Genomic DNA, 24,523 nt, shown 5'->3' on the forward strand with positions numbered 1-24,523 from the left:
GGAGGATCATGCGCGCCATACCTCTACTTTCGCTTCTGCTGAGTGGCTGGTTCATTGTTCCAGCCCACGCCGACGAGGCCCAGGACTGGTTGACCCGTCTGGGCCAGGCCGAGCAGCAGCAAAGCTTTCACGGCACATTCGTTTACGAGCGTAACGGTAGTTTTTCTACCCATAACATCTGGCACCGCGTCCAGAATGGCCAGGTCCGCGAGCGTTTGCTTCAGCTCGACGGCTCGGCTCAGGAAGTCGTGCGCGTTGATGGACATACTCAATGCGTCAGCGGCACCCTGATCGCCGGGCTGGGGGATTCTCCCAACTCTGCCGCTCGTGCTCTCGATCCGCAAAAGCTGAAGAACTGGTATGACCTTGCTGTCATCGGCAAGTCGCGCGTGGCCGGACGGGACGCAGTGATCGTATCGCTGACGCCCCGTGACCAGCATCGCTACGGTTTTGAACTGCATCTGGACAAGAAGACAGGCCTGCCATTGAAGTCGTTGCTGTTGAACGACAAGGGGCAGTTGCTTGAGCGCTTCCAGTTCACCAGCCTCGACACTGACAACATGCCGTCGGACAAAGATCTGCAAGCAGACGCCGACTGCAAGGCCATTGCGCTGGACAGTGACAAGGCCTCTGCGGTCAAAACCGCTCAGGTCTGGCACTCGGAGTGGCTGCCGCCAGGGTTCGAATTGACCAGCAGTAATTCGCACAAAGATCCGGAAACCAAGACTCAGGTCAGCAGCTTGCTGTATGACGACGGTCTGGCGCGTTTCTCGGTATTCCTTGAGCCGTTGAACGGTGCGACTGTTACCGACACCCGCACGCAGTTGGGCCCAACGGTTGCTGTTTCTCGTCGCCTGACAACGCCTGAAGGTGAAATGATGGTGACGGTGGTCGGTGAGATTCCAATCGGCACCGCCGAACGAATTGCTCTGTCGATGCGTAATACCGATGGCGCTGCGACCAGCAAGCAGTGAGCTGATTTCAGTCATTCCCACTCCGTCGTCGAGACGTAGAAATGTTTGCTGAGCATTTTCATTTGCAAATCACTTGAAAGTTTTTTATAGGTCAGAGCCTCACGGCTCTGGCCTTGTTTGTTGTTGCCGGAACAAAAATGCCGGTCTGTGGTTTCCGGTGTTCCTTGCTCCATATCGCTTAACCCTGCTCGTCGTAACGGGAGCTGTATGTCGATACCTAGCTTGAAGTCTTATTTCTCCATTCTCGCCACCGTGCTGGTGCTCGGTCAGGCGATCCCTGCTGCGCAAGCAGCCGATCTGCCTGATTTCACCCAATTGGTCGAACAAGCATCGCCTGCGGTAGTGAACATCAGTACCACGCAGAAGCTGCCGGATCGCAAAGTGAACCAGCAGATGCCGGATCTGGAAGGCTTGCCGCCGATGTTGCGCGAGTTCTTCGAACGCGGCATGCCGCCTCAGCAGCGTTCGCCGGGCGGTGGTGGCCGTCAGCGTGAAGCGCAGTCGCTGGGTTCGGGCTTCATCATTTCCTCGGATGGCTACATCCTGACCAACAACCATGTGATTGCCGATGCCGATGAAATCCTCGTGCGTCTGGCCGATCGCAGCGAGATGAAAGCCAAGCTGATCGGCACCGACCCGCGCTCCGACGTGGCCCTGCTGAAAATCGAAGGCAAAGACCTGCCAGTGCTCAAACTGGGCAAGTCCCAAGACTTGAAAGCCGGCCAGTGGGTCGTTGCAATCGGTTCGCCATTCGGCTTTGACCATACTGTGACCCAAGGCATCGTCAGCGCCGTCGGTCGTAGTCTGCCGAATGAAAACTATGTGCCGTTCATCCAGACCGACGTGCCGATCAACCCGGGTAACTCCGGTGGCCCGCTGTTCAACCTGAACGGTGAAGTGGTCGGCATCAACTCGCAGATCTACACCCGTTCCGGCGGCTTCATGGGCGTGTCGTTCGCCATCCCGATCGATGTGGCGATGGACGTATCCAATCAGCTCAAGAGCGGTGGCAAGGTCAGCCGTGGCTGGCTGGGCGTGGTCATCCAGGAAGTGAACAAGGATCTGGCCGAATCGTTCGGTCTGGACAAACCGGCCGGTGCGCTGGTGGCACAAATCCAGGATGACGGTCCGGCAGCCAAGGGCGGCCTGCAAGTGGGTGACGTGATCCTGAGCATGAATGGCCAGCCGATCGTCATGTCCGCTGACCTGCCACATCTTGTCGGTGCGTTGAAAGCCGGCGCCAAAGCTAATCTGGAAGTGATTCGTGAAGGCAAGCGCAAGAACGTTGAACTGACTGTTGGCGCCATCCCGGACGAAGACAAAGAACTGGATGCACTGCCGAAGTCCGGCGCTGAAACCACCAGCAACCGTCTCGGTGTTGCCGTTGGCGAACTGACTGCCGAGCAGAAGAAAACCTACGACCTCAAGGGTGGTGTGGTGATCAAGGAAGTGCAGGACGGTCCGGCTGCCCTGATCGGTCTGCAACCGGGTGATGTGATCACGCACCTGAACAACCAGGCCATCGGCTCCACCAAGGAGTTCGGCGAGATCGCCAAGGCTCTGCCGAAGAATCGCTCGGTATCGATGCGGGTTCTGCGTCAAGGTCGCGCCAGCTTCATCACCTTCAAACTGGCTGAATAAACCAGCGGCAAGGTAAAAAACAAACCGCCTCGAAAGAGGCGGTTTTTTTGTGTCCGAAGGTTTTTGTGTTACTGGGTAAAACTCAGCCCATCATGTCCTTGATCATGCGTTCCTGCTCCATCAGCTCGCGCTGGCGGGCATCGATGCGCGACGACAACGGGAAGTTGTTACCCGCCTTGCGCTTGGCGAAGTCGAGCTGCTGGATCGCCTGACGGTAATCGCCAACCAGCGCAAAGTACTCGGCACGCGCCTGATGCAGGCCGATGATGTTGCCCGACAAGCCACGGGTTTCGGCGACCTGATACCAGACGTCCGGATCGTTCGGGCGCGACTTCAGCAGACCTTCCAGTGCCTTCTCCGCATCGGCGGAGCGATTTTGCTTCAGCAGCAAATCTACGCGCACCTGATTCAGCGGGTAGTTGCCCGGATACTGCGTGAGCATCCGGTCGACACGCGATTGAGCGTCGGGCAGGCGATTGTTGGTGATGTCCAGATCGACCTGAGCGAGGTTGTAGATGATCTCGTTCGGCGACTTGGCCAGCAGCTGTTTCAGGTTCTCGCGCGCTTCATTCAACTGGCCACCCTTGATCTGCGCGATTGCCAGACCGTAGCGAGCCACATCGTTTTGCGGGTTCTCATCCAGTTGTGCGCGGAAACGCTTGGCGCCCAGACCCGGGGTTTCTTCGTAGATCAACTGCACGCGCGCGCGGATCAACTGATAGCGCATGGTGTCCTCGATACCGCCCGGCTTGGCCTGTTCGGCACGGTTGCGGGTGTCGGCAATACGCGATTCGGTCACCGGGTGAGTCAGCAGAAATTCCGGTGGCTTGGCATCAAAGCGGTATTGACGCATCAAACGCTCGAACATGGTTGGCATCGACCGTGGATCGTAGCCAGCCTTTTCCAGGTTGAGGATGCCGATGCGGTCGGCTTCTTGTTCGTTCTGGCGCGAGAACGTGCGTTGTGCCTGTATTGCCGCTGCCTGGGTGCCGGCAATGGCTGCGATCCCGGCATCACCGCCGCCCGCAGCGGCGATGACGATACCGGCCAGCAATGCGGCCATCATCGGCACCTGCATGCGTTGCGAGGCTTCAACGCCGCGAGCGAAGTGGCGTTGCGACAAGTGAGCCAATTCGTGCGCCAATACCGAGGCGTATTCGCCCTCGGTCTGTGCATTGAGGAACAAGCCGCCGTTGACCCCCACCACGCCGCCCGGCGCTGCGAAGGCGTTGAGCTGCGGGCTGTTGATCAGAATGAATTCGAGACGTCGGTCGGTTACCTGGCTGGTTTCCACCAGCTTGTACACGCTGGACTCGACGTAGTCCTTGAGCTGCGGATCATTGAGCTGTGAAACCTGGCTGCGCAACATTGCCAGCCACGCGCGGCCAAGCTGGTATTCCTGTTGCGGCGAGACAATGGCAGAACTGGCGTCGCCGAGTGACGGCAGATCGTCGGCAAAGCCCGGTGAGGCGAGCAGGCAAGCGAGCGTCAGCAGGGTAGGGCGCAGAAAAGTCATGCACAAAGCCTTAGAAGACAAAGACCTTACTGTAGCCGGACACCGGGCTTGCGACCAGATATTCTAGGCAGCTCGACAGACCTGAACCGGAGTGACGCAATGACCGACGCTGTAGCCCATGACGTGGAACTGGACGCCAGCGGCCTGAATTGTCCGTTGCCGTTGCTCAAGGCAAAAATGGAACTCAACAAGCTCCAGAGTGGCGCTGTACTCAAGGTGATCGCCACCGATGCCGGCTCGCAACGTGACTTTCGCACCTTCGCTAAATTGGCCGGTCACACGTTGCTGCGCGAAGAAGACGGCGCCGGCGTTTACCGTTACTGGTTGAAAAAAGCCTGAAAGCGACTGCGTAAAAGACCTAAGGATTATTGATGTTCAAAGTGTTACGCGATTGGATTCAGCGTTACTTCTCCGACGAAGAAGCCGTGGTGCTGGCGGTGCTGCTGATTCTCGCCTTCACCGCCGTGCTCACCCTCGGCGGCATGCTCGCGCCGGTGTTGGCTGGGATGGTGCTGGCGTACCTGATGCAGGGGCTGGTCGTCACCCTTGAGCGCTTGCGCGTGCCGGGTGGTGCGGCGGTGGGTCTGGTGTTTGCGCTGTTCATGGGCGTGTTGCTGCTGTTCATCGTCGTGGTATTGCCGCTGCTTTGGCACCAATTGATCACGCTGTTCAACGAGCTGCCGGGCATGCTCGCCAAGTGGCAATCGTTGCTTTTATTGTTGCCGGAGCGTTATCCGCACCTGGTCTCCGACGAGCAAGTGTTGCAGGCCATCGAGGCGGCGCGTGGCGAGATCGGCAAGTTCGGTCAGTGGGCGCTGACCTTTTCGCTGTCGAGCCTGCCGCTGTTGGTCAACATCATGATCTACCTGGTGCTGGTGCCGATCCTGGTGTTTTTCTTCCTCAAGGATCGGGTGATGATCGGCGAATGGGTGCGCGGTTACCTGCCGCGTGAGCGTGCGCTGATTACCCGGGTCGCGCAGGAAATGAACCGCCAGATCGCCAATTACATCCGCGGCAAGGTCATCGAGATCGTCATTTGTGGCGGCGTGACTTACGTCGCTTTCGTCGCCCTCGGGCTCAACTATGCGGCGCTGCTGGCGTTATTGGTGGGGGTTTCGGTGGTGGTGCCGTATGTCGGTGCGGTGGTGGTGACCGTGCCGGTGCTGCTGATTGCGCTGTTCCAGTGGGGTTGGAGCGATCAGTTCATCTATCTGATGGCGGTCTACGGGATCATCCAGACACTGGATGGCAACGTGCTGGTGCCGTTACTGTTCTCGGAGGCGGTCAACTTGCACCCGGTGGCAATTATCTGCGCAGTGCTGTTGTTTGGCGGGTTGTGGGGATTCTGGGGGGTGTTCTTTGCGATTCCGCTGGCGACGCTTTTTAAAGCGGTGCTGGATGCGTGGCCGCGCAAGGAGCCTGAAGTTTCGCCGCTGCTTTAGTGGTTTAACCGGATTGCTCGGTGTGGCTTAAGGCCTCATCGCTGGCAAGCCAGCTCCCACAGGGTTTTCGGTGCACACAAAACCTGTGGGAGCTGGCTTGCCAGCGATGGCGTCAGAGAAGGCGCCAGAGAAACATCAGGCTTTATTCAGATCCTGAGCAGCAGCCAGAACGGCATCCACATGCCCCGGCACTTTCACACCGCGCCATTCCTGACGCAGCACGCCGTCCTTATCAATCAGGAAGGTGCTGCGATCAACGCCCAGGTATTCCTTGCCGTACAGCTTCTTCAACTTGATCACGTCGAACAACTGGCAAACCGCCTCGTCCTTGTCGCTGATCAACTCGAACGGAAACTCCTGCTTGCACTTGAAGTTCTCGTGGGACTTCAAGCTGTCGCGGGAGATACCGAAGATCTCGGTGTTGGCAGCTTGGAACGCCGCGTACTGATCACGAAAGCCCTGGCCTTCAGTGGTGCAGCCCGGCGTGCTGTCCTTCGGGTAGAAGTAGATCACCACTTGCTTGCCCTTCAGGGCAGACAGGCTGACGGTTTGCCCGCTGGTGGCAGGTGCTTCGAAATCGGCAACCGGTTGGTCGATGACAACGGCCATGAAAGCTTCCTTACATTGGGTTCTGTGGGCGCCAAGGCTCGATCAGCGCGTCCAGGTTCATCGCATCGGAGAAGTCGAGGAACTGGTCGCGCAGCCAACTGATCTGGGTGCCGGCCGGCAGGGTCACGGTGAACGTGGCGTTGAGCATGGTGCCGCCGGTCTGTGGTGCCTGATACGTGTCGCAGGTCAGGTTTTCCAGTTCGACGTTATGGTCCATGAAGAACTGGCACAGTTCATTGATGATGTCCGGGCGATACGCCGAACTCACATAAGCCACATACGGCAGGGCCTGCGGACGATTTTCCAGCGGCGCGCTGCGCACTACGTTAACGGTGAAGGCGTGTTTTTTGGACAGGCTCGGCAAGCTGCCTTCCAGGCGAGCGAGGGCGTCCCAGCTGCCGGATACCTCAAGGATCAGCGCACTGCATTCGCCGTGGCGAGTCAGGCGCGAAGTAACCACGGCGCAGCGATTTTCATGGCTGGCGCGGCACAGGACGTTAGTCAGCTCCATGGGGTTGGCGCCGAGGGCACTGATGACAAGGAATTGTTCGCGAACTGTGGGGGTGGACATGCAGCATTCCTAAAGCGATGAGCGGTCGGTAGTAAACGGGCGTTGGTCGCCGGGGCGTGCCTGTAGTGACCCTGTCCGACTGTCCTTTCAGAAAACTCCGGCAAGCTCGCGGCTCGCTCCACTATAGCGGGAGCGCGTCGATGCGACGCAGGAACGGGGTCTGGGAGGCCGTAAAGGGAGGCTGGAACCCGGCGTACAAGCTGATCAGTACCGATCAAAGTCTGAAGGGTAGCGAAAAGCGGCGCCAAGGGGAATGGCGGCAGCGCAGTACTTTGCTTGTGCAAGCATCTTGGCGCCAGTACCATTACCGCTCTCTTTTTCCGGCAGGAGCGGTTTCATGATTGCGGGCAGTATGGTGGCACTGGTCACTCCCATGGATGCACAAGGGCGTCTTGACTGGGACAGCCTCAGCAAACTCGTGGACTTCCATCTCAAGAACGGCACCCATGCCATTGTCGCGGTCGGTACTACCGGCGAGTCGGCAACCCTTGATGTAGAAGAACACATCGCCGTCATCAAAGCCGTGGTCAAACAGGTTGCCGGGCGCATCCCGGTCATCGCCGGCACTGGCGCCAACTCGACCCGCGAAGCCGTCGAGCTGACCCGCAACGCCAAAGAAGCCGGCGCCGATGCCTGCCTGCTGGTCGTTCCGTACTACAACAAGCCGACTCAGGAAGGCCTGTACCAGCACTTCAAGCACATCGCTGAAGCGGTCGACATTCCACAGATTCTCTACAACGTTCCGGGCCGCACCTCTTGCGACATGCAGGCCGAGACCGTGATTCGCCTGTCCACCGTGCCGAACATCATCGGTATCAAGGAAGCCACTGGCGACCTGAAGCGCGCCAAAGCGATCATCGATGGTGTGAGCAAGGATTTCATCGTGTTGTCCGGCGATGATCCGACCGCCGTTGAACTGATCCTGCTGGGCGGCAAAGGCAACATCTCCGTGACTGCCAACGTCGCCCCGCGCGAAATGGCCGACCTGTGCGAGGCCGCTCTCAAGGGCGACGCCGACACCGCACGGGCAATCAACGAAAAACTGATGCCGCTGCACAAAGACCTGTTCATCGAAGCCAACCCGATTCCGGTGAAGTGGGCTCTGGTTGAAATGGGCCTGATGCACGAAGGCATCCGCTTGCCGCTGACCTGGCTGAGCACACCTTGTCATGAAACGCTGCGCTCGGCCCTGCGCCAGTGCAGCGTCCTGGTTTAATTGAGGAAGTACAACGCATGAAGCGAATGGCCGGACTTTCCGCACTTGCCTTGATTATCTCCAGCACCAGTGGCTGCGGATGGGTCTGGGGCCCGGAAGGTTATTTCCGTGACCGTGGTAGCGATTACCTGGAAGCGCAACAGACTGCACCGATGCAACTGCCACCGGATGTCAACACTTCCAAGCGTCTGGATCCGCTGCTGCCGATCCCGCGCAACGTCGCTGATGACACCGCCAAGGGCGAATACATTGTGCCGCGTCCTCAGCCGCTGTCGGCCGTTGCCGATGCCAGCGATTACTCGCTGCAAAAGAGCGGTGATTCGCGTTGGGTCGTGGCCCAGCATCCACCGGCCGAAGTCTGGCCAGTGGCGGTGCAGTTCTTCCAGGACAACGGTTTCCGTCTGGACGAACAGCGCCCGCAAACCGGCGAATTCACCACCACCTGGCAGCATTCCGATGAACTGTCCGCGTCGATGGCCAAGCGCCTGAGCGCAGCCGGTATCGCCAGCGACAGCGAAACCCGCGTGCGTGTGCGTATCGAGCCAGGCGTGCAGCGCAACACCAGTGAAATCTACGTGGTCAGCGCCGAGCGTCCTGCCGGCAGCACCGCCGATGTCGATTTCACCAACCGTTCGGTCAACACTGGCCTGGACGCTGCGCTGGTCGACGACATGCTCGCGAGCATGAGCCGTATATCCGAGAAGGGTGGGTCGGTGTCGATGTTGGCTTCGCGTGATTTCGATACGCCGAGCCGCGTCAGCCTCAGCGAAGACGGCAGCGGCAACCCGGTGTTGAACGTCGGTACTGATCTGGATCGTGCCTGGTCAAGCGTTGGCCGTGCACTGGAACAAGGCGAATGGCGCGTTGAAGACATCAACCGCAGCCTCGGCCTGTACTACATCAACTTGGCCGAAAAAGCCGAGAAGAAAGACGACAAGCCTGGTTTCTTCAGCAGCCTGTTCGGAAGTGCGCCAACCAAGGAAGAAGTTGAATCCCGTGCCGAGCGTTATCAGGTTCGCCTGAGCAAGGTTGGCGAGAACATCCAGGTCACCGTCGAGAAAAACATCAACACCGTCGCGCCGGCTGAAGTGGCGCGCAAAGTGCTGAGCGTGATTCAGGACAACCTGGGCTGATCAACCATGCGTTTTGCCGTTCTCGGCAGCGGTAGCCAAGGGAACGGCACGCTGATCGCCAGTGCTGATACGTATGTGCTGGTGGATTGTGGTTTTTCCCTGCGGGAAACCGAAAAACGCCTGTTGCGCCTGGGTGTGAACCCGGCGCAATTGAGCGCGATACTCGTAACCCACGAACATGCCGACCACGTGCATGGCGTGGGTTTACTGTCTCGGCGCTACAATCTACCGGTCTACCTCAGTCGCGGCACCCTGCGCGGGATGCGCAAACCGATAGAACCCGCAGGCTTTCTGGCCGGCGGCGAGCAACTGCAGATCGGTGCACTGAACGTCGGGGTCATTGCCGTGGCCCATGATGCGCAGGAACCGACTCAGTATGTCTTCAGCGATCAAGAGCAGCGGCGCTTCGGCCTGCTGACCGACCTGGGTTCTTACTGCGAGCGGGTGCTGGACGGTTATCGGGATCTCGATGCGTTGATGATCGAGTCCAACCATTGTCGTGACATGCTGGCCCGTGGGCACTACCCGTACTTTCTCAAGCAACGGGTGGGCGGCGAGCTGGGACATTTGAACAACCATCAGGCGGCATTCCTGGTGTCCGAGTTGGGCTGGCAGGGCTTGCAACACCTTGTCCTGGCTCATCTGAGCAGCAAGAACAACCTGCCGCAGCTGGCCCGGCAATGTTTTGTCGACACCCTCGGGTGCGACCCGGACTGGCTGCAACTGGCCGATCAAGATTCAGGGCTCGACTGGCGCCACATCGCCTAGCCCACCTACTTAGCAAGCGGAGCCCATCATGGAAAAACGTGAAGAACTCTACCGCGGCAAAGCCAAATCGGTTTACAAGACCGACGACGCTGACCGCTTGATCCTGCTGTTTCGCAACGACACCTCGGCGTTCGACGGCAAGCGCATCGAGCAGCTCGACCGCAAAGGCATGGTCAACAACAAGTTCAACGCCTTCATCATGCAGAAACTCGAAGCGGCCGGCATTCCGACCCAATTCGACAAACTGCTGGCTGACAACGAAGTCCTGGTGAAGAAGCTCGACATGATCCCGGTCGAGTGCGTCGTGCGTAACTACGCCGCCGGCAGCCTGGTCAAGCGTCTGGGCGTCGAAGAAGGCCTTAAGCTCAATCCTTACACCTTCGAGCTGTTCCTCAAGGACGACGCCAAGGGCGACCCGTTCATCAACGAATCCCACGTTGTGGCATTCGGTTGGGGCACTGCGGAGCAACTGGTTCGCATGAAAGAACTGTCGCTCAAGGTCAACGAAGTGCTGACCAAACTGTTCGACGACGCCGGCCTGCTGCTGGTCGACTTCAAGCTTGAATTCGGCGTGTTCAGCGACGGCTCCATCGTCCTCGGTGACGAGTTCAGCCCGGACGGCTGCCGTCTGTGGGACAAGGACACCAAGAAGAAAATGGACAAAGACCGCTTCCGTCAGGGCCTCGGTGACGTCATCGAAGCCTACGAAGAAGTCGCCAATCGTCTGGGTGTACCGCTTTAATCGACGCAAGCATCTGATAGCACGAAGAAATTTTCGAAAGAGGGTTTGCTTTCGGTAAAAGTGTTGTTATGATGCGCGCCGTTGGAGAGATGCCAGAGTGGCCGAATGGGACGGATTCGAAATCCGTTGTACCTTCACCGGTACCTAGGGTTCGAATCCCTATCTCTCCGCCATTACATAGAAAAAGCCCCGTAGCTGAGAAGCTGCGGGGCTTTTTTGTTGGCGTTGCATCAACGAGAAAACATGAAAAAGCCCCACAGGCCAAAACCTGTGGGGCTTTTGCATTTCTGCGGGATTACATCACCCCGCACCTCCAGCCAATCAAGGCTGCGAGTGGCCCAACTTGCGCTTGATCAGTTCATACACATCCTTATGCGTCGAGTTGTGCAGCGTCTTGTCCTTGCAGGCCGAGCTGAGGAAGGTTTTCACTTCTTCCTTGGCGTGCGGGTAGAGGCTGGCGACGTAGTCGGCTTCGTGTGTTTGTGTGCAGTTGAAGTGCATGTCGTCTTTTGCTTTGTCTCTGGCCATGTTTGCGGCTCCTTTTGAGTTTGAATGATCGGGAGAAAACAGGGCCGGATGGCCCCCTGCGTTGCTGAGCGTAGGGGGGCAAATAGAGCCCGCCAGTCATTCGGTCAAAAAAGGAAGGGGCTGTAGGACGCAGCCTTTTATCGACTCACGCGGTTAAATTTCCTTGACCGGGGTTTCGCCCTGTACCGCTTTGATCAGCTCGATCACGTGCAGACAATCCGCTTTGTTCACGTACGATTCACCGCTGGCGATGGTCTCGTGGTTGCCTGCGCGCAGTCTCCAGCGCCATTGCCCTTTGCCGGTGCTCGAGGTGCCTCTGGATTGCCTGTAAATCTCGAAATACATTCAGTTCGCTCCATGCGATGAGTGTGTGCGACAGCCTGTGTGGCGCATCGACGCAAGCCTAGCGCAGGCGGGTTTTTTGGCTATCGAGGATTTGTTTCCAATCGTTCGCGAATGTTTCCGAGAACCGCGAGCCAGAGCGCAGGAATAGGCCTCTGGATTGGCCAATATGACGCCCTCTGACCCTTGCAACAGCGGCGACGCTACTGCTTAATACGGGACGGCTCATGGCGTCGAAAATCAGTCGGCGACCGACAAACACTATAAAAAGAGCACTCCTTTGACTGAGCACGGAACGCAACAGGCCGGGCAGGTGACGTTATCGCTGGTGGTCCCCGTTTTTAACGAAGAGGACAGCCTCGACACGTTTCTGCAGCGCATCAATGAAGTCTTTCAGACGCAAGCGTTGATCGATCTTGAGCTGGTGTTCATCAACGACGGCAGCACGGATGCCACGCTTGAGCGCCTGCTTGAGCGGCAACGGCACGATCCCCGTCTGCGCATCGTCGACCTGAGTCGCAATTTCGGTAAGGAGGCGGCGCTGTCCGCCGGTTTGCAGATGGCGACCGGGCAGATCGTAGTGCCGATCGATGCGGACCTGCAGGATCCGCCGGAAATCATTCTGCTGATGATCGAACGCTGGCGCGAAGGCTATGAGGTCGTGCTCGGTCACCGCATCAGCCGCCGCAGCGACACCTGGGCCAAGCAGACCTCGGCGCACTGGTTCTATCGCCTGCACAACAAAATTGCCGAGCAGCCGTTACCCGAGAACGTCGGCGATTTTCGCCTGATGGATCGCTGTGTGGTCGATGCCTTGCTGACGTTGCCCGAATCCCGGCGCTTCATGAAAGGCCTGTTCGCCTGGGTTGGTTTTCGCACCACCCACGTCGATTACGAGCGCCCGGAGCGCGTGGCCGGGCAGAGCAAGTTCAACGGCTGGCGGCTGTGGAACTTCGCCCTCGAAGGCATTACCAGTTTCAGCACCGAACCGCTGCGGATCTGGACCTACGTCGGAGCGCTGGTGTCGCTGGTGTCATTTGCCTTCGCCATTTTCATCGTTGTGCGCACATTGATCCACGGTATCGACATGCCCGGTTATGCCTCGTTGATGGTGGCCGTGACCTTCCTCGGTGGCCTGCAACTGATCGGCATCGGCGTGCTCGGCGAATACCTGGGCCGCACCTATATCGAATCCAAACGCCGGCCGGTTTATCTGGTGCGTCGCGTCTACGACCCCAAGGATTGACCCATGGATCTGAAGGAAACCGACATCCTCGGCGATAGCATCAACGAGCATTGGTATTACTGCGCCAAAGCCGCCGCCACCAGGCGTTTGCTGGGGGATGCACCGATTGGACGGATCCTCGATGTGGGCGCGGGGTCAGGGTTTTTTTCCCATCATTTGCTCACGCATACCGATGCACGGGAAGCGTGGTGCGTGGACATCAGCTATGCCGCCGACTCCAGCGCAACCACCGCCGGCAAACCGGTGCATTACCGTCGCGGTGTCGACACCCTTGATGCCGATCTGGTGCTGTTGATGGACGTGCTCGAGCATGTCGACGATGACCTCGGTCTGCTCAAGATGTATGTCGATAAAGTACCGTCGGGCAGCCGCTTTCTGATGACCGTGCCGGCGTTCCAGTTCATGTGGAGCGGTCACGATGACTTTCTCGAACACAAGCGCCGCTACACCCTGGCACAGTTCGAGACACTGGCCCGCGATGCCGGTTTGACGGTGCAGCGTGGCGCCTATTATTTCGGCGCGGTGTTCCCGATTGCGGCGGCGTTGCGCTTGTTGCCGCAAGGTGCGCAAGACCAACCGCCGCGCTCGCAACTCAAGCGTCATCACCCGCTGGTCAACACGGTGCTGAAGACCCTTTGTCGCCTTGAGCTGCCGTTGATGGGCATCAATCGTCTGGCCGGTTTGAGCGTTTTTGTATTGGCGCAGAAGCCGTGACCTCAGCGCAAAAAACGGCGTTGATCCAACGCGGTTTGCGCTTTGCCGTGACCGGATTGTTCGTGACGGCGTTGCATGCGCTGGTAGCCATTGCGTTCATCAATTTCATCAGTCCGTTACCACCCCTCGCCAATGGTGTGGCATTCGCCGTGGCGACGGTGGTGTCGTATGTGATCAACACCACCTGGAGTTTCTCGGCGCGATTGCAGGGCAGAACCCTGCTGCGGTTTCTGCTGGTGTCGGTCTGTGGGTTTCTGTTGGCGATGTTCGTCGCCTGGGCTGCGCAAATGGCCGGGCTCCACTATTTGCTGGGCATCGTCGCCGTGGCGCTGACAATTCCGGCATTCACTTTTGTCTTGCACAATTTCTGGACGTATCGATGAAGCTCTCCGCAACACGTCGGGCGACTGCGCTGCTGCCCATTCTTTTAGGAATTCTGGCTTTTTTCATCGTGGTTGGCCCGCGTGCGTTGAACCCGATGAATATTGCCTGGTTGGGGGAGGGTGACCCGGCGACGCATTATCTGGGCTGGGTGTTCTTCAGGCACTCACCGTGGACATTTCCGCTGGGGCTCAACCCTTCTTATGGATTGGAGTTGAGCAATGGCGTGATCTTCTCGGACTCCAACCCGCTGTTCGCGTTTATCTTCAAGCCCTTTTCAGCACTGCTGCCTGAGCCCTTTCAGTATTTCGGGATTTGGTTTCTGACCTGTTTCATCTTGCAAAGCTGGTTTGCCTTCAAGTTGCTGGGGCTGTTTACCCGCAATGTGCTGATCCAGTTGCTCGGTGCCGGGCTGTTTTTATTCGCCCCGTCGATGATTATCCGGATGGGCGTGCATTTGTCCCTCGGCGGGCATTTTCTGGTGGTGGCCGCGCTGTACCTGGCACTGCGGCCCTTTACGCCGAAACGTTGGCTGGCATGGGGGGCGCTGCTGGGCGCCGCTGCGCTGGTGCATGCTTATTTGCTGGCGATGGTGGCCTTGATCTGGCTGGCGGATCTTGTCGCCAAAGCCCTGCAGCGTCACCTGACACCCGGCAAAGCCCTGGCCGAGTTGTCGGGGCTGTTTCTGCTTGTCAGTTTCTGCTGCTGGCAAGCGGGTTACTTCAGCGTCGGCGGCGGTGGCCTGGCGTTGTTGGGATATGGTTTGTACCGGGCCAATCTTCTGACTTTTTTCGATCCGGGTACCTGGTCCTACATGTTGCAGGACATACCGGGGGTATTGGGCGACGGTGAAGGCTTCGCGTTTCCGGGGGCGGGGGTGATTTTTCTGTTCATCTGCGCCGTGGTGCTTGTGCTGCAAGGTGCCAGCGATCTTCGCGCCAAGATCCGGCGTTATCCGTGGCTTCTGCTGGCTCTGACAGGGCTGGCGCTATTCGCGGTCTCTAACAACATCGGTTTTGGCCCCTTCGAACTGCAGATACCGCTGCCGGATGCGCTGGTCGCCGTGGCGACGGTTTTTCGTGGCTCGGGACGGATGATCTGGCCGGTCATGTACATGGCCATTTTCGCCGTTCTGTATGTCGTCATTCGTGGGCATACGTCGCGCATGGCACTCTTGTTGTTGAGCATTGCCTTGGTGATTCAGGTGGCGGATACGCGCGCCGGCTGGTCAGTGTCACGGAAGTTTTTCATGACCTCGCCGGCCCCCCAGTGGAAGACGCCACTGATCGATCCCTTCTGGGATCAGGCGGCAAGGCATTACCAGGCGGTGCGCTGGATTCGTCCGCAGAATTACTCGGAGCAATGGATGACGCTGGCCAACTTCGCCGGTAACCATCACCTGGCAACCAATGCCGTCTACCTTGGGCGCGTCAGTACGTCGGCCACTGAGACGGCACAGGCGCAGGCAGACCGGATGGTCGAGTCCGGGCAATACGCGCCAGATACGCTCTATCTGATAGATAGCCGCACTGTGCTCCAGGCTGCCCTGACCTTGAACCGCGATACTGACGTGCTCGCCAGAATCGACGGGCTGAATGTGTTGGCGCCCGGCTGGAAACGCTGCACCGATTGCCCGTCGATATCGGCACCGGATCCGTTGAGTCTGATAGCACCGCTCAAGCCGGGCGAGCGGGTGGTGTTCAGTAGTGCGAGTCCGGCGGTGGCTTATCTTTCCAAGGGCTGGTCGCTCAACGAGCCTTGGGGGACGTGGTCCGAAGGGGCCGAGTCGCAAATCATTCTGCGGCCAACCTCACGGGTTCATTCGGTGTTGCTGGAAACCACCGCGTTGCTGGCGCCCCAGCACACGGAACAGTCCCTGGAAATCTTCGTCAATGATGAGCGGGTGCTGTCTACCCGGTTGGTCAAGCCAGAAGCCAACCGAATCAACATCGAGTTGCCGGCCCATGTCCAACAGATCGTTGAGCGTCAGGGCGCACTGAATATTCGTTTCAAATACGCCAATGCCATCAGTCCGGGAGAGCTGGGCATGAGCACCGACCCGCGCAAGCTGGCGATCGGATTGCAGGCGTTGACGGTGAATTGAACCGACGTCGCTATTGTCGATGGTGCCGGCCCATAGACGTTGTCCGTGGGCCTTTCTACACTGCGCTCCAGTCTGGGGATCGGGGAGCAATGGATGAACCGCAATGAACTACGCAAGGCTGACATCAACCTGATGGTGGTGTTCGAGACCTTGATGCTCGAACGCAACGTGACCCGGGCGGCCGAGAAGTTGTTTCTTGGTCAGCCGACCATCAGCTCGGCGCTCAACCGCTTGCGCACGATGCTCAACGATCCGCTGTTCATCCGCGTCGGCCACCGTATGGAGCCGACCGCCCGCGCCGAAGATATCTTCCGTCATCTCAAGCCGGCGCTCGATTCGCTGTCGGTGGCGCTGAGCCTGACCCGCGATTTCGATCCAGCCGTGAGCACCATGACTTTTCGCATCGGTCTGTCCGATGACGTCGAGTTCGGCCTGCTGCCGCCGCTGTTGCGTGCTCTGCGTCAGGAAGCGCCGAATGTGGTGTTTGTGGTGCAACACGTCGATTACTGGCGCATCCCCGACTTGCTGGCGGCGGGCGACATTACCGTCGGCATCAGCCAGACCCGTGGCCTGCCGGCCAATGCCAAGCGCAAACTGTTGCGGCACATTCAGCCGAGCATCCTGCGTGCCGATGCTTCTGACACACCGCTGACCCTCGATGAATATTGCGCGCGGCCGCATGTGTTGGTGTCACACACGGCCAACGTCAGCGGTTTCGCTGACGAGTGGCTGGCGGAACTCGGCCGCACGCGCCAAGTGGTGCTGTCGGTGCCGCAATACAGTGCGTTGCCGGCATTGCTCGCCGGCACCGACCTGATTGCCAGCCTGCCGGATTACACCGCCGCCGCCATGGCCACCTCCGGGTTGCTGTTCAAGGAGCCGTTCCCGTTCAAGACACCGACGCTCGATCTGTCGATGGTCTGGCTCAGCCATGTCGACAGTGATCCGGCGGAGCGCTGGTTGCGCTCCAGGCTGGAGCAATTCATGAGCGAACGGCCACTCAACCCCCTGTAGGAGCTGCGGCACGCTGCGATCTTTTGATTTTCAAATCTCGAGATCAAAAGATCGCAGCCTCGTTTCACTCGACAGCTCCTGCAGGGGTTGGTGATGGGGCGCATGTGCTATATGTACGACCTTTCTGCCAACTGACTGGGGACTTGCAATGCCACATCTGCACATGGAATACACCGCCAACCTGCCGCAATTGAACGCTGACGTCGCGTTGATCCGGCTCAACAACACCCTGGTGGGGTCCGGTCAGTTTGCAGCGGAGTTCGATATCAAGAGCCGTGCGGTGAAGGTCGAGACCTTCAAGGTCGGCACTGCCATGAGCGAGCGCGCTTTTGTCTACGTGAAGCTGGCGCTGCTCAGCGGCCGTTCGCCCGAGATCAAAAAGCAGCTGTCGCAAAGTCTGTTGGCCGTGCTGCAGGACCTCTGCGAATGGCCGGCCGGGGTCGAAGTGCAGTTGTGTGTCGAGCTGGTCGACATTGATCGCGAGTCCTACAGCAAAACCGCCATCGGCGCGTAGGAATCAGACTGTCTCCAGTTCGCTGCACACTTTGATCACCTGCTCGCGCAGCCAGACGTTGGCGCTGTCCTGGTCGACGTTCTGGCTCCACTGCATGTCGAGGGTGAAGCCCGGCAAACCGTTTGGCGCCTCGCAGTGATTGAACACCGCCTCATTGGTCAGCAAACGCTGAATGCGCCGGGGCAGGGTGAGGATGAAGTCAGTGCCGGTGATCATCTTCAACGCTGCGCTGTAACTGTTCGAACGTGCCACGATCTGGCGCTTCTGCGCCTGTCGCGCCAGCCAGCCGTCGACCATGTTGGTGGTCGACGTCCACGGCGTCGGGAACACATGCCGACGTTCGGTAAAGGCTTGCAGACTCAGACGCGGCTCCAGTGGCGTGGCGCGTTTGTCGAAGACGCAGACCAGATCATCTTCAAGCAGCATCCGCGATTTCAAGTCGGTGTGATGACGGTGGAAGTTGGGACCGAAACTGATCACCAAGTCGAGTGTGCCGTCGCGCAACTCATCTGCCGGCACATCGGTTTCAAACTTGTGCATGTTAACCATCACCGGCAAATCATCGAAGTCGAAGCGCTTCAACAGGCGCGGCAGGATCAATTGCTCGAAGTATTCCGGGGCGCAGATATTGAAGGTGACCGCTTGTTGGGTCGGGTCGAACACCGGGGCACCGGCGTGACACAAATTGATGCTTTCGAGGATCTTCTGCACATGGCCGTACATGCTGCTGGCCTTGTAGGTCGGGCGCATGCCGGTGCGGGTATTGATGAACAGTTCGTCTTCGAAACTGGTGCGCAGTTTTTTCAGGCAGTAACTGACCGTGGACTGACTGACACACAGCGTTTCCGACACATCGGTGACGCTGCTCTGCTCATACACGGCGATAAACACCATGAGATCCTGCATGTCGAGCTTTCGAAGCAAGTTACTGTTCAGCATCCGTTCCGTCCCGCTGTGCTCCTTGCGCTGAATCCGCGCAAACGTGTGCGAACGATCCTAGCGGAACGATGGTGCCAGGACAAAGCCTTGTAGGACGTTTCACGGACAGTTGTGGGACAGAAAGTTTTAGCAACACGACGTCATGCTTCAAACCGCGAAAAGATGGCCAGAAGCCTTTAGCCCGATCAGGAAAAATGCCGCGCGTAGTGCCGTGGATCGAAGCGCAACACCATCAGCAGCATCACCACCATGACGGCAGTCAACGACCACCACGCCCACTCGAAGCTGCCCAGTTGATCGCGGATCATACCCGCCATCAGCGGCGAGAGGCCGGCAATCAGATAGCCAATGCCCTGCACGAACGCCGTCAGGCCGCCCGCACGTTGCGGGTTGTCGAGGTGATCGAGCGAGACAATCAGGCTCATCGGGAACAACCCGCCGATGCCCAGGCCCAGCAGACACGGCCAAAGCAGGCTGAGGTGCTGCGGGCTGAGGATCAACCCACAGAAGCCGGCAATGATCAGCCCGAGCAGGGCCATCAGCACCCCGCGCCGGTCGCGGCGGCGATTGGCGACGGCGGGCACCACCAAACCGGAAATTACCTCCATGGCCGTCAGAAAACCTAACAGCAGGCCGGCGTTTTGTTCGCTCCAGCCTTTTTCCACGTAGTAAGGCGCCAACCATGCCAGCACGCAGGTGTAGGACGCCGTCCCCAAACCGAAGAACAGTGCGAGTAACCAGGCGCGGGAATTGCCGAAAAAGGATTCTTTTTTTGTCACCCGGGGCGTGGCGGGCGGCAGGTTGGCGCGCTGCGTCCAGCCGAACACCAAGGCCAGCAGCGACAGTCCGGCCCAGATGGCCAGGCCCACACGCCAACTGCCGGTTTGCATCATCACCAAGGGTGCGAACGAGGCTGCAATCGCTGCGCCGCCCATGATCGAGGTGACATACAGGCCCATGCACAGCGCCACGTTGTCGGCGAAACGCGATTTGATCAGCGCCGGCATCAACGCCTGAATCAGCGCGATGCCCACACCCGCCAGCACAGCGCTGGCAATCAATTGCGCAGCAGAGTCGACAAACAACCGCGCCAACGTTGCCAGACCAATGATCAGCAGCGACAGCAGCACCGTACGCTGTTCGCCCAGACGCTGACTGATGCCTATAGCGAAAAACATCGCCAGTCCCATCGCCATGACCGGCAGCATGGTCAGCAGCGAGGCGAGGCTGAAGCTCAATGGAATATCGCCGCGAATGGCCGAGAGCAATGGCCCGATGGCCGCCATCGACGGCCGCAGATTCAGCGCGACCAACACAATGGCGAGCATCAGCCAGACGGTGGAGCGAGAGGTGGTGCGCACGTTTTCCATCATCAAACCTTTGATACCTGAGGTCGACGATTAGGCGCGCGACCCGCAGAGCCGGGCAAACCAGAAAATCCACGCCCGTGCCTAAAAATCAAATACCCCGCCCTGTAGGAGCTGCCGAAGGCTGCGATCTTTTGATCTTGCTGTTAAAAAAACAAAATCAAAAGATCGCAGCCTTCGGCAGCTCCTACACGGTTAAGTTTTTGCTGATTAATCCGGCGCCAACTAATCGTTGGCGTCTTTTTCACAAAAAATTGATGGTTGCCTGCCTAAAGTTTGTCATGCCTTGGTTAATGAATTTTTCACAATTAACCCGTGGCCAGTCTTTTCAGGAATAGCCCACCTTTATGTTGAAGTTAAAAGCCGTGCGCCCGGAATGGGTGACGTTGATTGCCAGCGCCTTTCTTTTGATCGGCTGCAACTTTGTCCTCTGGCAGCATCTGTTCGAGATCACTGCCGCCGATGGCAAGGGTATCGCCATGCGCGTGGCTTTCGGGCTGATGATCCTGGCGGCGTTCAACATCGTACTGACCCTTCTGGCCTTTCGTCCGCTGCTCAAGCCGCTGTTGACCCTGATCTTTCTGATCAGCGCCGGCGTGGCGTATTTCATGAGTCAATATGGCGTCATGATCGATGCCGGGATGTTCCGTAACTTTGCCGAGACCAATGCAACGGAAGTGCGTGATCTGCTCTCGTTGAAGTTGTTTGTTTATATGTTGTTGCTCGGTGTTTTACCGTCGTGGTTATTGTGGAAAGTGCCGGTCAATTATCGTCGCTGGCACCGTGAGTTAATCAGCAAAGTTATTGTCAGTGTGGCCTCGGTAGCGGTTATTGGCGGGGTGGCATTGGCCAACTATCAGGGCTTGTCCTCGCTGTTTCGCAATCACCACGAAATTCGCTTGATGCTAGTGCCGAGCAACTACATCGGCGCGTCGGCCGGTTACCTGCGTGAGCAAGTGGTCTCGGCGCAGCAACCGTTCATCAAGATCGGCGAAGACGCCCAGCGCAATCCCGACCTGAAACTTCAGCCGCGCAAATCCCTGACCGTACTGGTGGTCGGTGAAAGCGCTCGTGCCGAGAACTTCGGTATTCTCGGTTACGACCGCGACACCACGCCGAAACTGGACAAGGAAGCCGGGCTGATCGCCTTTACCGATGTGCACTCCTGCGGTACGGAAACCGCGGTTTCGGTGCCGTGCATGTTCTCCAACATGGGCCGCAAGGACTACGACGCGAGCAAGGCGAAGAATGAAGAGGGCCTGCTCGATGTGCTCCAGCGTGCCGGTATCGATGTGATCTGGCGCGATAACCAGTCCGGCTGCAAAGGCACTTGCGATCGGGTCACGCTGCAGGACGTCAGCAACTTGAAAGACCCGGCGTTGTGCGCCAACAGCGAATGCCGCGACGAAATCCTGTTGCAGGGTTTGCAGAGCTTTATCGACCATCTGGACAAAGATACCGTGCTGGTGCTGCACCAGATGGGCAGCCACGGCCCGGAATATTTCAAGCGTTATCCGAAGGAGTACGAGCACTTCACCCCAGTCTGTGAAAGTAACGCACTGAACAATTGCAGCCGCGAAAGTATCGTCAACGGCTACGACAACACCCTGGTGTATACCGACCATGTGCTGTCGAGCCTGATCGATGTATTGCGCAGCAGTCAGGACAAAGTCGATACCGCGATGTTGTATCTGTCGGACCACGGCGAATCGTTGGGCGAGTACAACTTGTTCCTGCATGGCACGCCTTACATGCTGGCGCCGGAACAACAGAAGCATGTCGCGATGCTGGCGTGGTTCAGTGACAGTTATCAGAAGGCCTATTCGGTCGACACCCATTGCCTGCAGATGAGCCGCGACAAACCGCTGAGTCAGGACAACCTGTTCCACTCGATGCTTGGCCTGCTGGAAGTGAAGAGCTCGGTCTATCAGCCCGATCTGGACCTGTTCGCCGGGTGCCGCGGCGCGGTGATCGACGGCGTCCTGGCCAAAGACTGAACCCCGCCCCCTGTAGGAGCTGCCGCAGGCTGCGATCCTTTGATCTTGCCGTTAAAAACAGGATCAAAAGATCGCAGCCTGCGGCAGCTCCTACAGGTAATGGCTCTGCCTGCAACGTGTGTAAGACTATTCTTTCCCTTGGGCAGGACATTTCGTTACAGCTCTTGCCCTTCGCAGGCGCGTAAATCGCCGGTGGCGATATATACTGCGCGCCATTCTTCAAGGGAGAGCCGTGTGGCCATCGATATTCACTGGATTCGCGACAACGAAAGCCTCGCGCAGTTTTGCGCCGAGTGGCAGCAGCTGCCGTTCGTTGCCCTCGACACCGAATTCATGCGGGTCGACACCTTCTACCCGATTGCCGGTCTGTTGCAGGTCGGCGACGGCAAACGCGCCTACCTGATCGATCCGTTGACCATCAACGCCTGGCAACCGCTGGCGGCGCTGCTGGAGAACCCGGCGGTGCTCAAAGTCCTGCACGCGTGCAGTGAAGACCTTGAAGTGCTGTTGCGCCTGACCGGCAGCCTGCCGGCGCCGCTGTTCGACACACAACTGGCGGCCGCTTACCTGAACCTCGGTTTCTCGATGGGCTACTCGCGGTTGGTGCAGGCAGTCCTCGGCATTGAATTGCCGAAGGGCGAAACCCGTTCCGACTGGTTGCAGCGCCCGCTGTCCGACACGCAAATCAGCTACGCCGCCGAAGACGCCGTGCATCTGGCGGAAGTTTTCGTACAACTGCGGCCGAAACTGTCTGACGACAAATTCGCCTGGGTGCTGGAGGACGGTGCCGAACTGGTCGCCAATCTGCGCCGCGAAACCGATCCATACGGGGTTTACCGCGACGCCAAACTGGCGTGGAAACTCTCCCGCGCGCAACTGGCGGTACTGCGTGAGCTCTGCGCCTGGCGTGAAACGGAGGCGCGTGCCCGTGACCTGCCGCGCAACCGCATTGTCCGCGAGCACTCGCTGTGGCCGCTGGCCCGCACGCAACCGGACAATCTCGCGGCGTTGGGCAAGATCGAAGACATGCACCCGCGTACCGTGCGTCAGGACGGCCAGTTTCTGCTTGATCTGATCAAGCGCTCTGGCAGTGTGGGGCCTGATCAATGGCCGCCCGCTGTGCCGGAGCCGTTGCCGGTCGAAGCCGCTGCACTGATCAAACAGCTGCGTGCATTGGGTCAGGCTGAGGCCGAGCGTCTGGACATCGCGCCGGAACTGATGCTGCGCAAGAAAACCCTCGAAGCCCTGGTCAAAAGTGGCTATCCCGAGGGTCCTTACCAATTGCCTGAGTCGTTGCGTGGCTGGCGCCGCGAACTCATGGGCCAGACGCTGCTCGACAGCCTGGCCACCGCCGGAGAACAGCCTTGAAGCGTATTTGCTCTATTTACCAAAGCTCGAAGCGCAAGGGCATGTATCTCTATGTGCTCAAGAGCGATGAGTTGGAACGCGTGCCCGAGGCCCTGATGGCGGCCTTCGGCAAAGCCATATTTACCTTCAGTCTGGTGCTGACGCCCGAGCGTAAACTGGCCAGCGAAGACATCGTTGTGGTGCTGGAAAACCTCGACAAGCAGGGCTATCACCTGCAAATGCCGCCGGCTGAGGACGAGTACATCGAGCACTTGCCCGAAGAGTTGCTGCGACGCAACGACCCGGTCTGATCCGCGAGGCTCTATTCTGGGCCTCGGTTAACCCTGGAACTGTTTTTACCGCGATGGCCGACCGAAATCCGGTGGCCGTCTGCACGGTTTGCGAAAGGTTTGAAGATGCGCGTTCTGATTGCTGAACACGACCACGCGATATACGCCCGCTTGCTGCGTCAGGCAGCGCCCGAGCTTGAAGTGCTGACCAGCGGCGACTCTGCCGAACTGGCGCGGCTGGCGACGGATTGCCCGGTGTGGCTGGGGCAACCGGATCTGCTGGCAACCCTGCTGCGGCAGGGCCATCAACCGCAATGGCTGCAATCGACCTGGGCGGGCATCACGCCGCTGCTGGCCGACGGCTTGCGCCGCGATTATCGCCTGACCCGGGCGGTGGGGATTTTCGGCCAGGTGATGGCCGAGTACGTGCTGACCTACATGCTCGGTCACGAGCGCGAAGTGTTGGCGCGGCTGGTCAGCCAGGTCGAGCGCAAGTGGGATAACCGCACCGGCCAGAGTCTGGTCGGGCGCAAAGTCCTGATCGTCGGCACCGGTGACATCGGCCAGAGCGTGGCGCAGTTTCTGCTGCCGTTCGGCGTCGAGCTGTACGGCATCGCCAGCAGTGCCCGCGAGCAGGCGCCGTTTGTCGAAGTCGGTTCGATGGCGGATCTGCCGCGTCTGGTCGGCGAAGTCGATTACGTGGTCAATCTGCTGCCGAACACCGAACACACCCACGATATCTACGACGCGGCGCTGTTCAAGCAATTCAAGCCGACCGGGTTGTTCATCAACGCCGGGCGCGGTGTGGCGGTGGTGGATGCGGATCTGGTCGAAGCCTTGAAGGAAGGGCATCTGGCCGGTGCAGTCATCGACGTTTGCCGTCAGGAGCCATTGCCGCAACGGCATCCGTTCTGGACTGCGTGGGGCTTGCTGCTGACCGGGCACAGCTCGGCACCGACATCGCCGGCGTTGATGGTGCAGTTGTTTGTCGACAACCTGAAGGCGTATCAGGCGAGCGAGGCGTTGCGCGGGGAAGTGGATTTCAATCGCGGCTACTGATCCCCTCGCTTCAGATCGTTCCCACGCTCTGCGTGGGAATGCCTCAAGGGACGCTCCGCGTTCCAATGG

General features: G+C 58.8%; 27 protein-coding genes and 1 tRNA gene. 20 read left to right on the forward strand and 8 right to left on the reverse strand.

Annotated features, from left to right (window positions below; genetic code table 11):
• Nucleotides 1–8 precede the first annotated feature (8 nt).
• A complete protein-coding gene (locus EJA70_RS22905; RefSeq protein WP_158833707.1) occupies nt 9–974 on the forward strand; it encodes a MucB/RseB C-terminal domain-containing protein in 966 nt (321 codons plus the stop codon).
• Nucleotides 975–985: 11 nt separating this feature from the next.
• Here the strand turns inward: EJA70_RS22905 and EJA70_RS30870 are convergent, their stop codons facing one another.
• Entirely contained in the window at nt 986–1,147 is a 162-nt protein-coding gene (locus EJA70_RS30870; RefSeq protein ID WP_008077806.1) for a hypothetical protein, read from the reverse strand.
• 34 nt (nt 1,148–1,181) lie between these two features.
• Between EJA70_RS30870 and EJA70_RS22910 the strand changes: the two genes are divergently transcribed.
• Nucleotides 1,182–2,615, forward strand: a complete 1,434-nt coding sequence (locus tag EJA70_RS22910; protein WP_008077807.1) for a DegQ family serine endoprotease — start codon at nt 1,182–1,184, stop codon at nt 2,613–2,615.
• 82 nt (nt 2,616–2,697) lie between these two features.
• Here the strand turns inward: EJA70_RS22910 and EJA70_RS22915 are convergent, their stop codons facing one another.
• On the reverse strand, nt 2,698–4,131 hold the full coding sequence (locus EJA70_RS22915; RefSeq protein ID WP_158833709.1) for a M48 family metalloprotease: 1,434 nt from the start codon (nt 4,129–4,131) through the stop codon (nt 2,698–2,700).
• Nucleotides 4,132–4,230: 99 nt separating this feature from the next.
• Here EJA70_RS22915 and EJA70_RS22920 point away from each other — a divergent pair, with 99 nt between their 5' ends.
• Both EJA70_RS22920 and EJA70_RS22925 read left to right on the forward strand, forming a co-directional pair.
• Nucleotides 4,231–4,470, forward strand: coding sequence for a sulfurtransferase TusA family protein (locus EJA70_RS22920; RefSeq protein ID WP_158833711.1), 240 nt, complete (start codon nt 4,231–4,233; stop codon nt 4,468–4,470).
• Between the two features lie 32 nt (nt 4,471–4,502).
• A complete protein-coding gene (locus EJA70_RS22925) occupies nt 4,503–5,573 on the forward strand; it encodes an AI-2E family transporter (RefSeq protein WP_158833713.1) in 1,071 nt (356 codons plus the stop codon).
• A 135-nt stretch (nt 5,574–5,708) separates the two neighbouring features.
• On the opposite strand, the gene EJA70_RS22930 is transcribed toward EJA70_RS22925, so the two are convergent.
• Complete coding sequence (locus tag EJA70_RS22930) at nt 5,709–6,182, reverse strand: peroxiredoxin (RefSeq protein WP_007911395.1); 474 nt, start codon at nt 6,180–6,182, stop codon at nt 5,709–5,711.
• A 10-nt stretch (nt 6,183–6,192) separates the two neighbouring features.
• Nucleotides 6,193–6,753: a glycine cleavage system protein R gene (locus EJA70_RS22935; RefSeq protein ID WP_008077813.1), complete on the reverse strand. Its 561-nt coding sequence runs from the start codon at nt 6,751–6,753 to the stop codon at nt 6,193–6,195.
• 337 nt (nt 6,754–7,090) lie between these two features.
• Between EJA70_RS22935 and dapA the strand changes: the two genes are divergently transcribed.
• From dapA to EJA70_RS22960, 5 genes are all read left to right on the forward strand, one after another.
• Nucleotides 7,091–7,969 carry a 4-hydroxy-tetrahydrodipicolinate synthase gene (gene dapA / locus EJA70_RS22940; RefSeq protein ID WP_093438308.1) on the forward strand — a complete coding sequence of 293 codons (879 nt, stop codon included), beginning with the start codon at nt 7,091–7,093 and terminating at the stop codon, nt 7,967–7,969.
• 17 nt (nt 7,970–7,986) lie between these two features.
• The gene (gene bamC / locus EJA70_RS22945; RefSeq protein WP_008077818.1) at nt 7,987–9,102 is read left to right on the forward strand and encodes an outer membrane protein assembly factor BamC; all 1,116 of its coding nucleotides are present in this window, start codon (nt 7,987–7,989) and stop codon (nt 9,100–9,102) included.
• Nucleotides 9,103–9,108: 6 nt separating this feature from the next.
• Nucleotides 9,109–9,870 carry an MBL fold metallo-hydrolase gene (locus EJA70_RS22950; RefSeq protein WP_158833715.1) on the forward strand — a complete coding sequence of 254 codons (762 nt, stop codon included), beginning with the start codon at nt 9,109–9,111 and terminating at the stop codon, nt 9,868–9,870.
• A gap of 28 nt (nt 9,871–9,898) precedes the next feature.
• Nucleotides 9,899–10,612, forward strand: coding sequence for a phosphoribosylaminoimidazolesuccinocarboxamide synthase (gene purC / locus EJA70_RS22955; protein WP_008077821.1), 714 nt, complete (start codon nt 9,899–9,901; stop codon nt 10,610–10,612).
• A gap of 83 nt (nt 10,613–10,695) precedes the next feature.
• Nucleotides 10,696–10,785 (forward strand) — tRNA-Ser (locus EJA70_RS22960).
• Between the two features lie 148 nt (nt 10,786–10,933).
• Here EJA70_RS22960 and EJA70_RS22965 read toward each other — a convergent pair.
• Together EJA70_RS22965 and EJA70_RS22970 are read right to left on the reverse strand one after the other, a co-directional pair.
• Entirely contained in the window at nt 10,934–11,140 is a 207-nt protein-coding gene (locus EJA70_RS22965; RefSeq protein WP_158833717.1) for a hypothetical protein, read from the reverse strand.
• A gap of 153 nt (nt 11,141–11,293) precedes the next feature.
• Nucleotides 11,294–11,485 carry a DUF1508 domain-containing protein gene (locus tag EJA70_RS22970; RefSeq protein WP_008087129.1) on the reverse strand — a complete coding sequence of 64 codons (192 nt, stop codon included), beginning with the start codon at nt 11,483–11,485 and terminating at the stop codon, nt 11,294–11,296.
• 277 nt (nt 11,486–11,762) lie between these two features.
• Here EJA70_RS22970 and EJA70_RS22975 point away from each other — a divergent pair, with 277 nt between their 5' ends.
• From EJA70_RS22975 to EJA70_RS23000, 6 genes are all read left to right on the forward strand, one after another.
• On the forward strand, nt 11,763–12,728 hold the full coding sequence (locus tag EJA70_RS22975; RefSeq protein ID WP_008087127.1) for a glycosyltransferase family 2 protein: 966 nt from the start codon (nt 11,763–11,765) through the stop codon (nt 12,726–12,728).
• A gap of 3 nt (nt 12,729–12,731) precedes the next feature.
• Entirely contained in the window at nt 12,732–13,442 is a 711-nt protein-coding gene (locus tag EJA70_RS22980; protein ID WP_158833719.1) for a bifunctional 2-polyprenyl-6-hydroxyphenol methylase/3-demethylubiquinol 3-O-methyltransferase UbiG, read from the forward strand.
• The gene (locus EJA70_RS22985) at nt 13,439–13,825 is read left to right on the forward strand and encodes a GtrA family protein (protein ID WP_008087124.1); all 387 of its coding nucleotides are present in this window, start codon (nt 13,439–13,441) and stop codon (nt 13,823–13,825) included. The genes EJA70_RS22980 and EJA70_RS22985 overlap by 4 nt, the downstream gene beginning before the upstream one ends.
• On the forward strand, nt 13,822–15,927 hold the full coding sequence (locus EJA70_RS22990; RefSeq protein ID WP_158833721.1) for a DUF6311 domain-containing protein: 2,106 nt from the start codon (nt 13,822–13,824) through the stop codon (nt 15,925–15,927). Before EJA70_RS22985 ends, EJA70_RS22990 begins: the two co-directional genes overlap by 4 nt.
• A gap of 93 nt (nt 15,928–16,020) precedes the next feature.
• A complete protein-coding gene (locus tag EJA70_RS22995) occupies nt 16,021–16,941 on the forward strand; it encodes a LysR substrate-binding domain-containing protein (RefSeq protein ID WP_008087120.1) in 921 nt (306 codons plus the stop codon).
• Between the two features lie 148 nt (nt 16,942–17,089).
• Nucleotides 17,090–17,455 carry a 5-carboxymethyl-2-hydroxymuconate Delta-isomerase gene (locus EJA70_RS23000; RefSeq protein ID WP_008087117.1) on the forward strand — a complete coding sequence of 122 codons (366 nt, stop codon included), beginning with the start codon at nt 17,090–17,092 and terminating at the stop codon, nt 17,453–17,455.
• A gap of 3 nt (nt 17,456–17,458) precedes the next feature.
• On the opposite strand, the gene EJA70_RS23005 is transcribed toward EJA70_RS23000, so the two are convergent.
• A complete protein-coding gene (locus tag EJA70_RS23005; RefSeq protein ID WP_158833723.1) occupies nt 17,459–18,394 on the reverse strand; it encodes a LysR family transcriptional regulator in 936 nt (311 codons plus the stop codon).
• 185 nt (nt 18,395–18,579) lie between these two features.
• Nucleotides 18,580–19,764 carry a cyanate transporter gene (locus EJA70_RS23010; protein WP_158833726.1) on the reverse strand — a complete coding sequence of 395 codons (1,185 nt, stop codon included), beginning with the start codon at nt 19,762–19,764 and terminating at the stop codon, nt 18,580–18,582.
• Between the two features lie 77 nt (nt 19,765–19,841).
• Here EJA70_RS23010 and EJA70_RS23015 point away from each other — a divergent pair, with 77 nt between their 5' ends.
• The 5 genes from EJA70_RS23015 to EJA70_RS23035 all read left to right on the forward strand — a co-directional run bounded on the left by EJA70_RS23015 (nt 19,842) and on the right by EJA70_RS23035 (nt 24,454).
• Nucleotides 19,842–20,099: a hypothetical protein gene (locus tag EJA70_RS23015; protein WP_158833728.1), complete on the forward strand. Its 258-nt coding sequence runs from the start codon at nt 19,842–19,844 to the stop codon at nt 20,097–20,099.
• Between the two features lie 9 nt (nt 20,100–20,108).
• Nucleotides 20,109–21,758, forward strand: a complete 1,650-nt coding sequence (locus EJA70_RS23020) for a phosphoethanolamine transferase (RefSeq protein WP_158833730.1) — start codon at nt 20,109–20,111, stop codon at nt 21,756–21,758.
• Nucleotides 21,759–21,992: 234 nt separating this feature from the next.
• The gene (gene rnd / locus EJA70_RS23025; RefSeq protein WP_158833732.1) at nt 21,993–23,126 is read left to right on the forward strand and encodes a ribonuclease D; all 1,134 of its coding nucleotides are present in this window, start codon (nt 21,993–21,995) and stop codon (nt 23,124–23,126) included.
• Nucleotides 23,123–23,416: a YcgL domain-containing protein gene (locus tag EJA70_RS23030; RefSeq protein ID WP_008087107.1), complete on the forward strand. Its 294-nt coding sequence runs from the start codon at nt 23,123–23,125 to the stop codon at nt 23,414–23,416. Before rnd ends, EJA70_RS23030 begins: the two co-directional genes overlap by 4 nt.
• Before the next feature lie 105 nt (nt 23,417–23,521).
• Nucleotides 23,522–24,454, forward strand: a complete 933-nt coding sequence (locus EJA70_RS23035; RefSeq protein WP_158833733.1) for a D-2-hydroxyacid dehydrogenase — start codon at nt 23,522–23,524, stop codon at nt 24,452–24,454.
• Nucleotides 24,455–24,523: the final 69 nt, after the last annotated feature.

This window comes from Pseudomonas sp. PB103 (assembly GCF_009764635.1).
GTDB lineage: Bacteria > Pseudomonadota > Gammaproteobacteria > Pseudomonadales > Pseudomonadaceae > Aquipseudomonas.

Excerpts from the sequence above, each read along its gene's own strand:
- EJA70_RS22950 (WP_158833715.1), top strand. The coding sequence starts at position 9,109 with ATGCGTTTTGCCGTTCTCGGCAGCGGTAGCCAAGGGAACGGCACGCTG.
- EJA70_RS22935 (WP_008077813.1), bottom strand. The coding sequence starts at position 6,753 with ATGTCCACCCCCACAGTTCGCGAACAATTCCTTGTCATCAGTGCCCTC.
- bamC (WP_008077818.1), top strand. The coding sequence starts at position 7,987 with ATGAAGCGAATGGCCGGACTTTCCGCACTTGCCTTGATTATCTCCAGC.
- EJA70_RS23035 (WP_158833733.1), top strand. The coding sequence starts at position 23,522 with ATGCGCGTTCTGATTGCTGAACACGACCACGCGATATACGCCCGCTTG.
- EJA70_RS22925 (WP_158833713.1), top strand. The coding sequence starts at position 4,503 with ATGTTCAAAGTGTTACGCGATTGGATTCAGCGTTACTTCTCCGACGAA.
- EJA70_RS22990 (WP_158833721.1), top strand. The coding sequence starts at position 13,822 with ATGAAGCTCTCCGCAACACGTCGGGCGACTGCGCTGCTGCCCATTCTT.
- purC (WP_008077821.1), top strand. The coding sequence starts at position 9,899 with ATGGAAAAACGTGAAGAACTCTACCGCGGCAAAGCCAAATCGGTTTAC.
- EJA70_RS22970 (WP_008087129.1), bottom strand. The coding sequence starts at position 11,485 with ATGTATTTCGAGATTTACAGGCAATCCAGAGGCACCTCGAGCACCGGC.
- EJA70_RS30870 (WP_008077806.1), bottom strand. The coding sequence starts at position 1,147 with ATGGAGCAAGGAACACCGGAAACCACAGACCGGCATTTTTGTTCCGGC.
- EJA70_RS23010 (WP_158833726.1), bottom strand. The coding sequence starts at position 19,764 with ATGGAAAACGTGCGCACCACCTCTCGCTCCACCGTCTGGCTGATGCTC.
- EJA70_RS22915 (WP_158833709.1), bottom strand. The coding sequence starts at position 4,131 with ATGACTTTTCTGCGCCCTACCCTGCTGACGCTCGCTTGCCTGCTCGCC.
- EJA70_RS23005 (WP_158833723.1), bottom strand. The coding sequence starts at position 18,394 with ATGCTGAACAGTAACTTGCTTCGAAAGCTCGACATGCAGGATCTCATG.
- EJA70_RS23000 (WP_008087117.1), top strand. The coding sequence starts at position 17,090 with ATGCCACATCTGCACATGGAATACACCGCCAACCTGCCGCAATTGAAC.
- EJA70_RS22920 (WP_158833711.1), top strand. The coding sequence starts at position 4,231 with ATGACCGACGCTGTAGCCCATGACGTGGAACTGGACGCCAGCGGCCTG.
- dapA (WP_093438308.1), top strand. The coding sequence starts at position 7,091 with ATGATTGCGGGCAGTATGGTGGCACTGGTCACTCCCATGGATGCACAA.
- EJA70_RS22910 (WP_008077807.1), top strand. The coding sequence starts at position 1,182 with ATGTCGATACCTAGCTTGAAGTCTTATTTCTCCATTCTCGCCACCGTG.
- EJA70_RS22965 (WP_158833717.1), bottom strand. The coding sequence starts at position 11,140 with ATGGCCAGAGACAAAGCAAAAGACGACATGCACTTCAACTGCACACAA.
- EJA70_RS23020 (WP_158833730.1), top strand. The coding sequence starts at position 20,109 with ATGTTGAAGTTAAAAGCCGTGCGCCCGGAATGGGTGACGTTGATTGCC.
- EJA70_RS22980 (WP_158833719.1), top strand. The coding sequence starts at position 12,732 with ATGGATCTGAAGGAAACCGACATCCTCGGCGATAGCATCAACGAGCAT.
- EJA70_RS22905 (WP_158833707.1), top strand. The coding sequence starts at position 9 with ATGCGCGCCATACCTCTACTTTCGCTTCTGCTGAGTGGCTGGTTCATT.
- EJA70_RS22995 (WP_008087120.1), top strand. The coding sequence starts at position 16,021 with ATGAACCGCAATGAACTACGCAAGGCTGACATCAACCTGATGGTGGTG.
- EJA70_RS22930 (WP_007911395.1), bottom strand. The coding sequence starts at position 6,182 with ATGGCCGTTGTCATCGACCAACCGGTTGCCGATTTCGAAGCACCTGCC.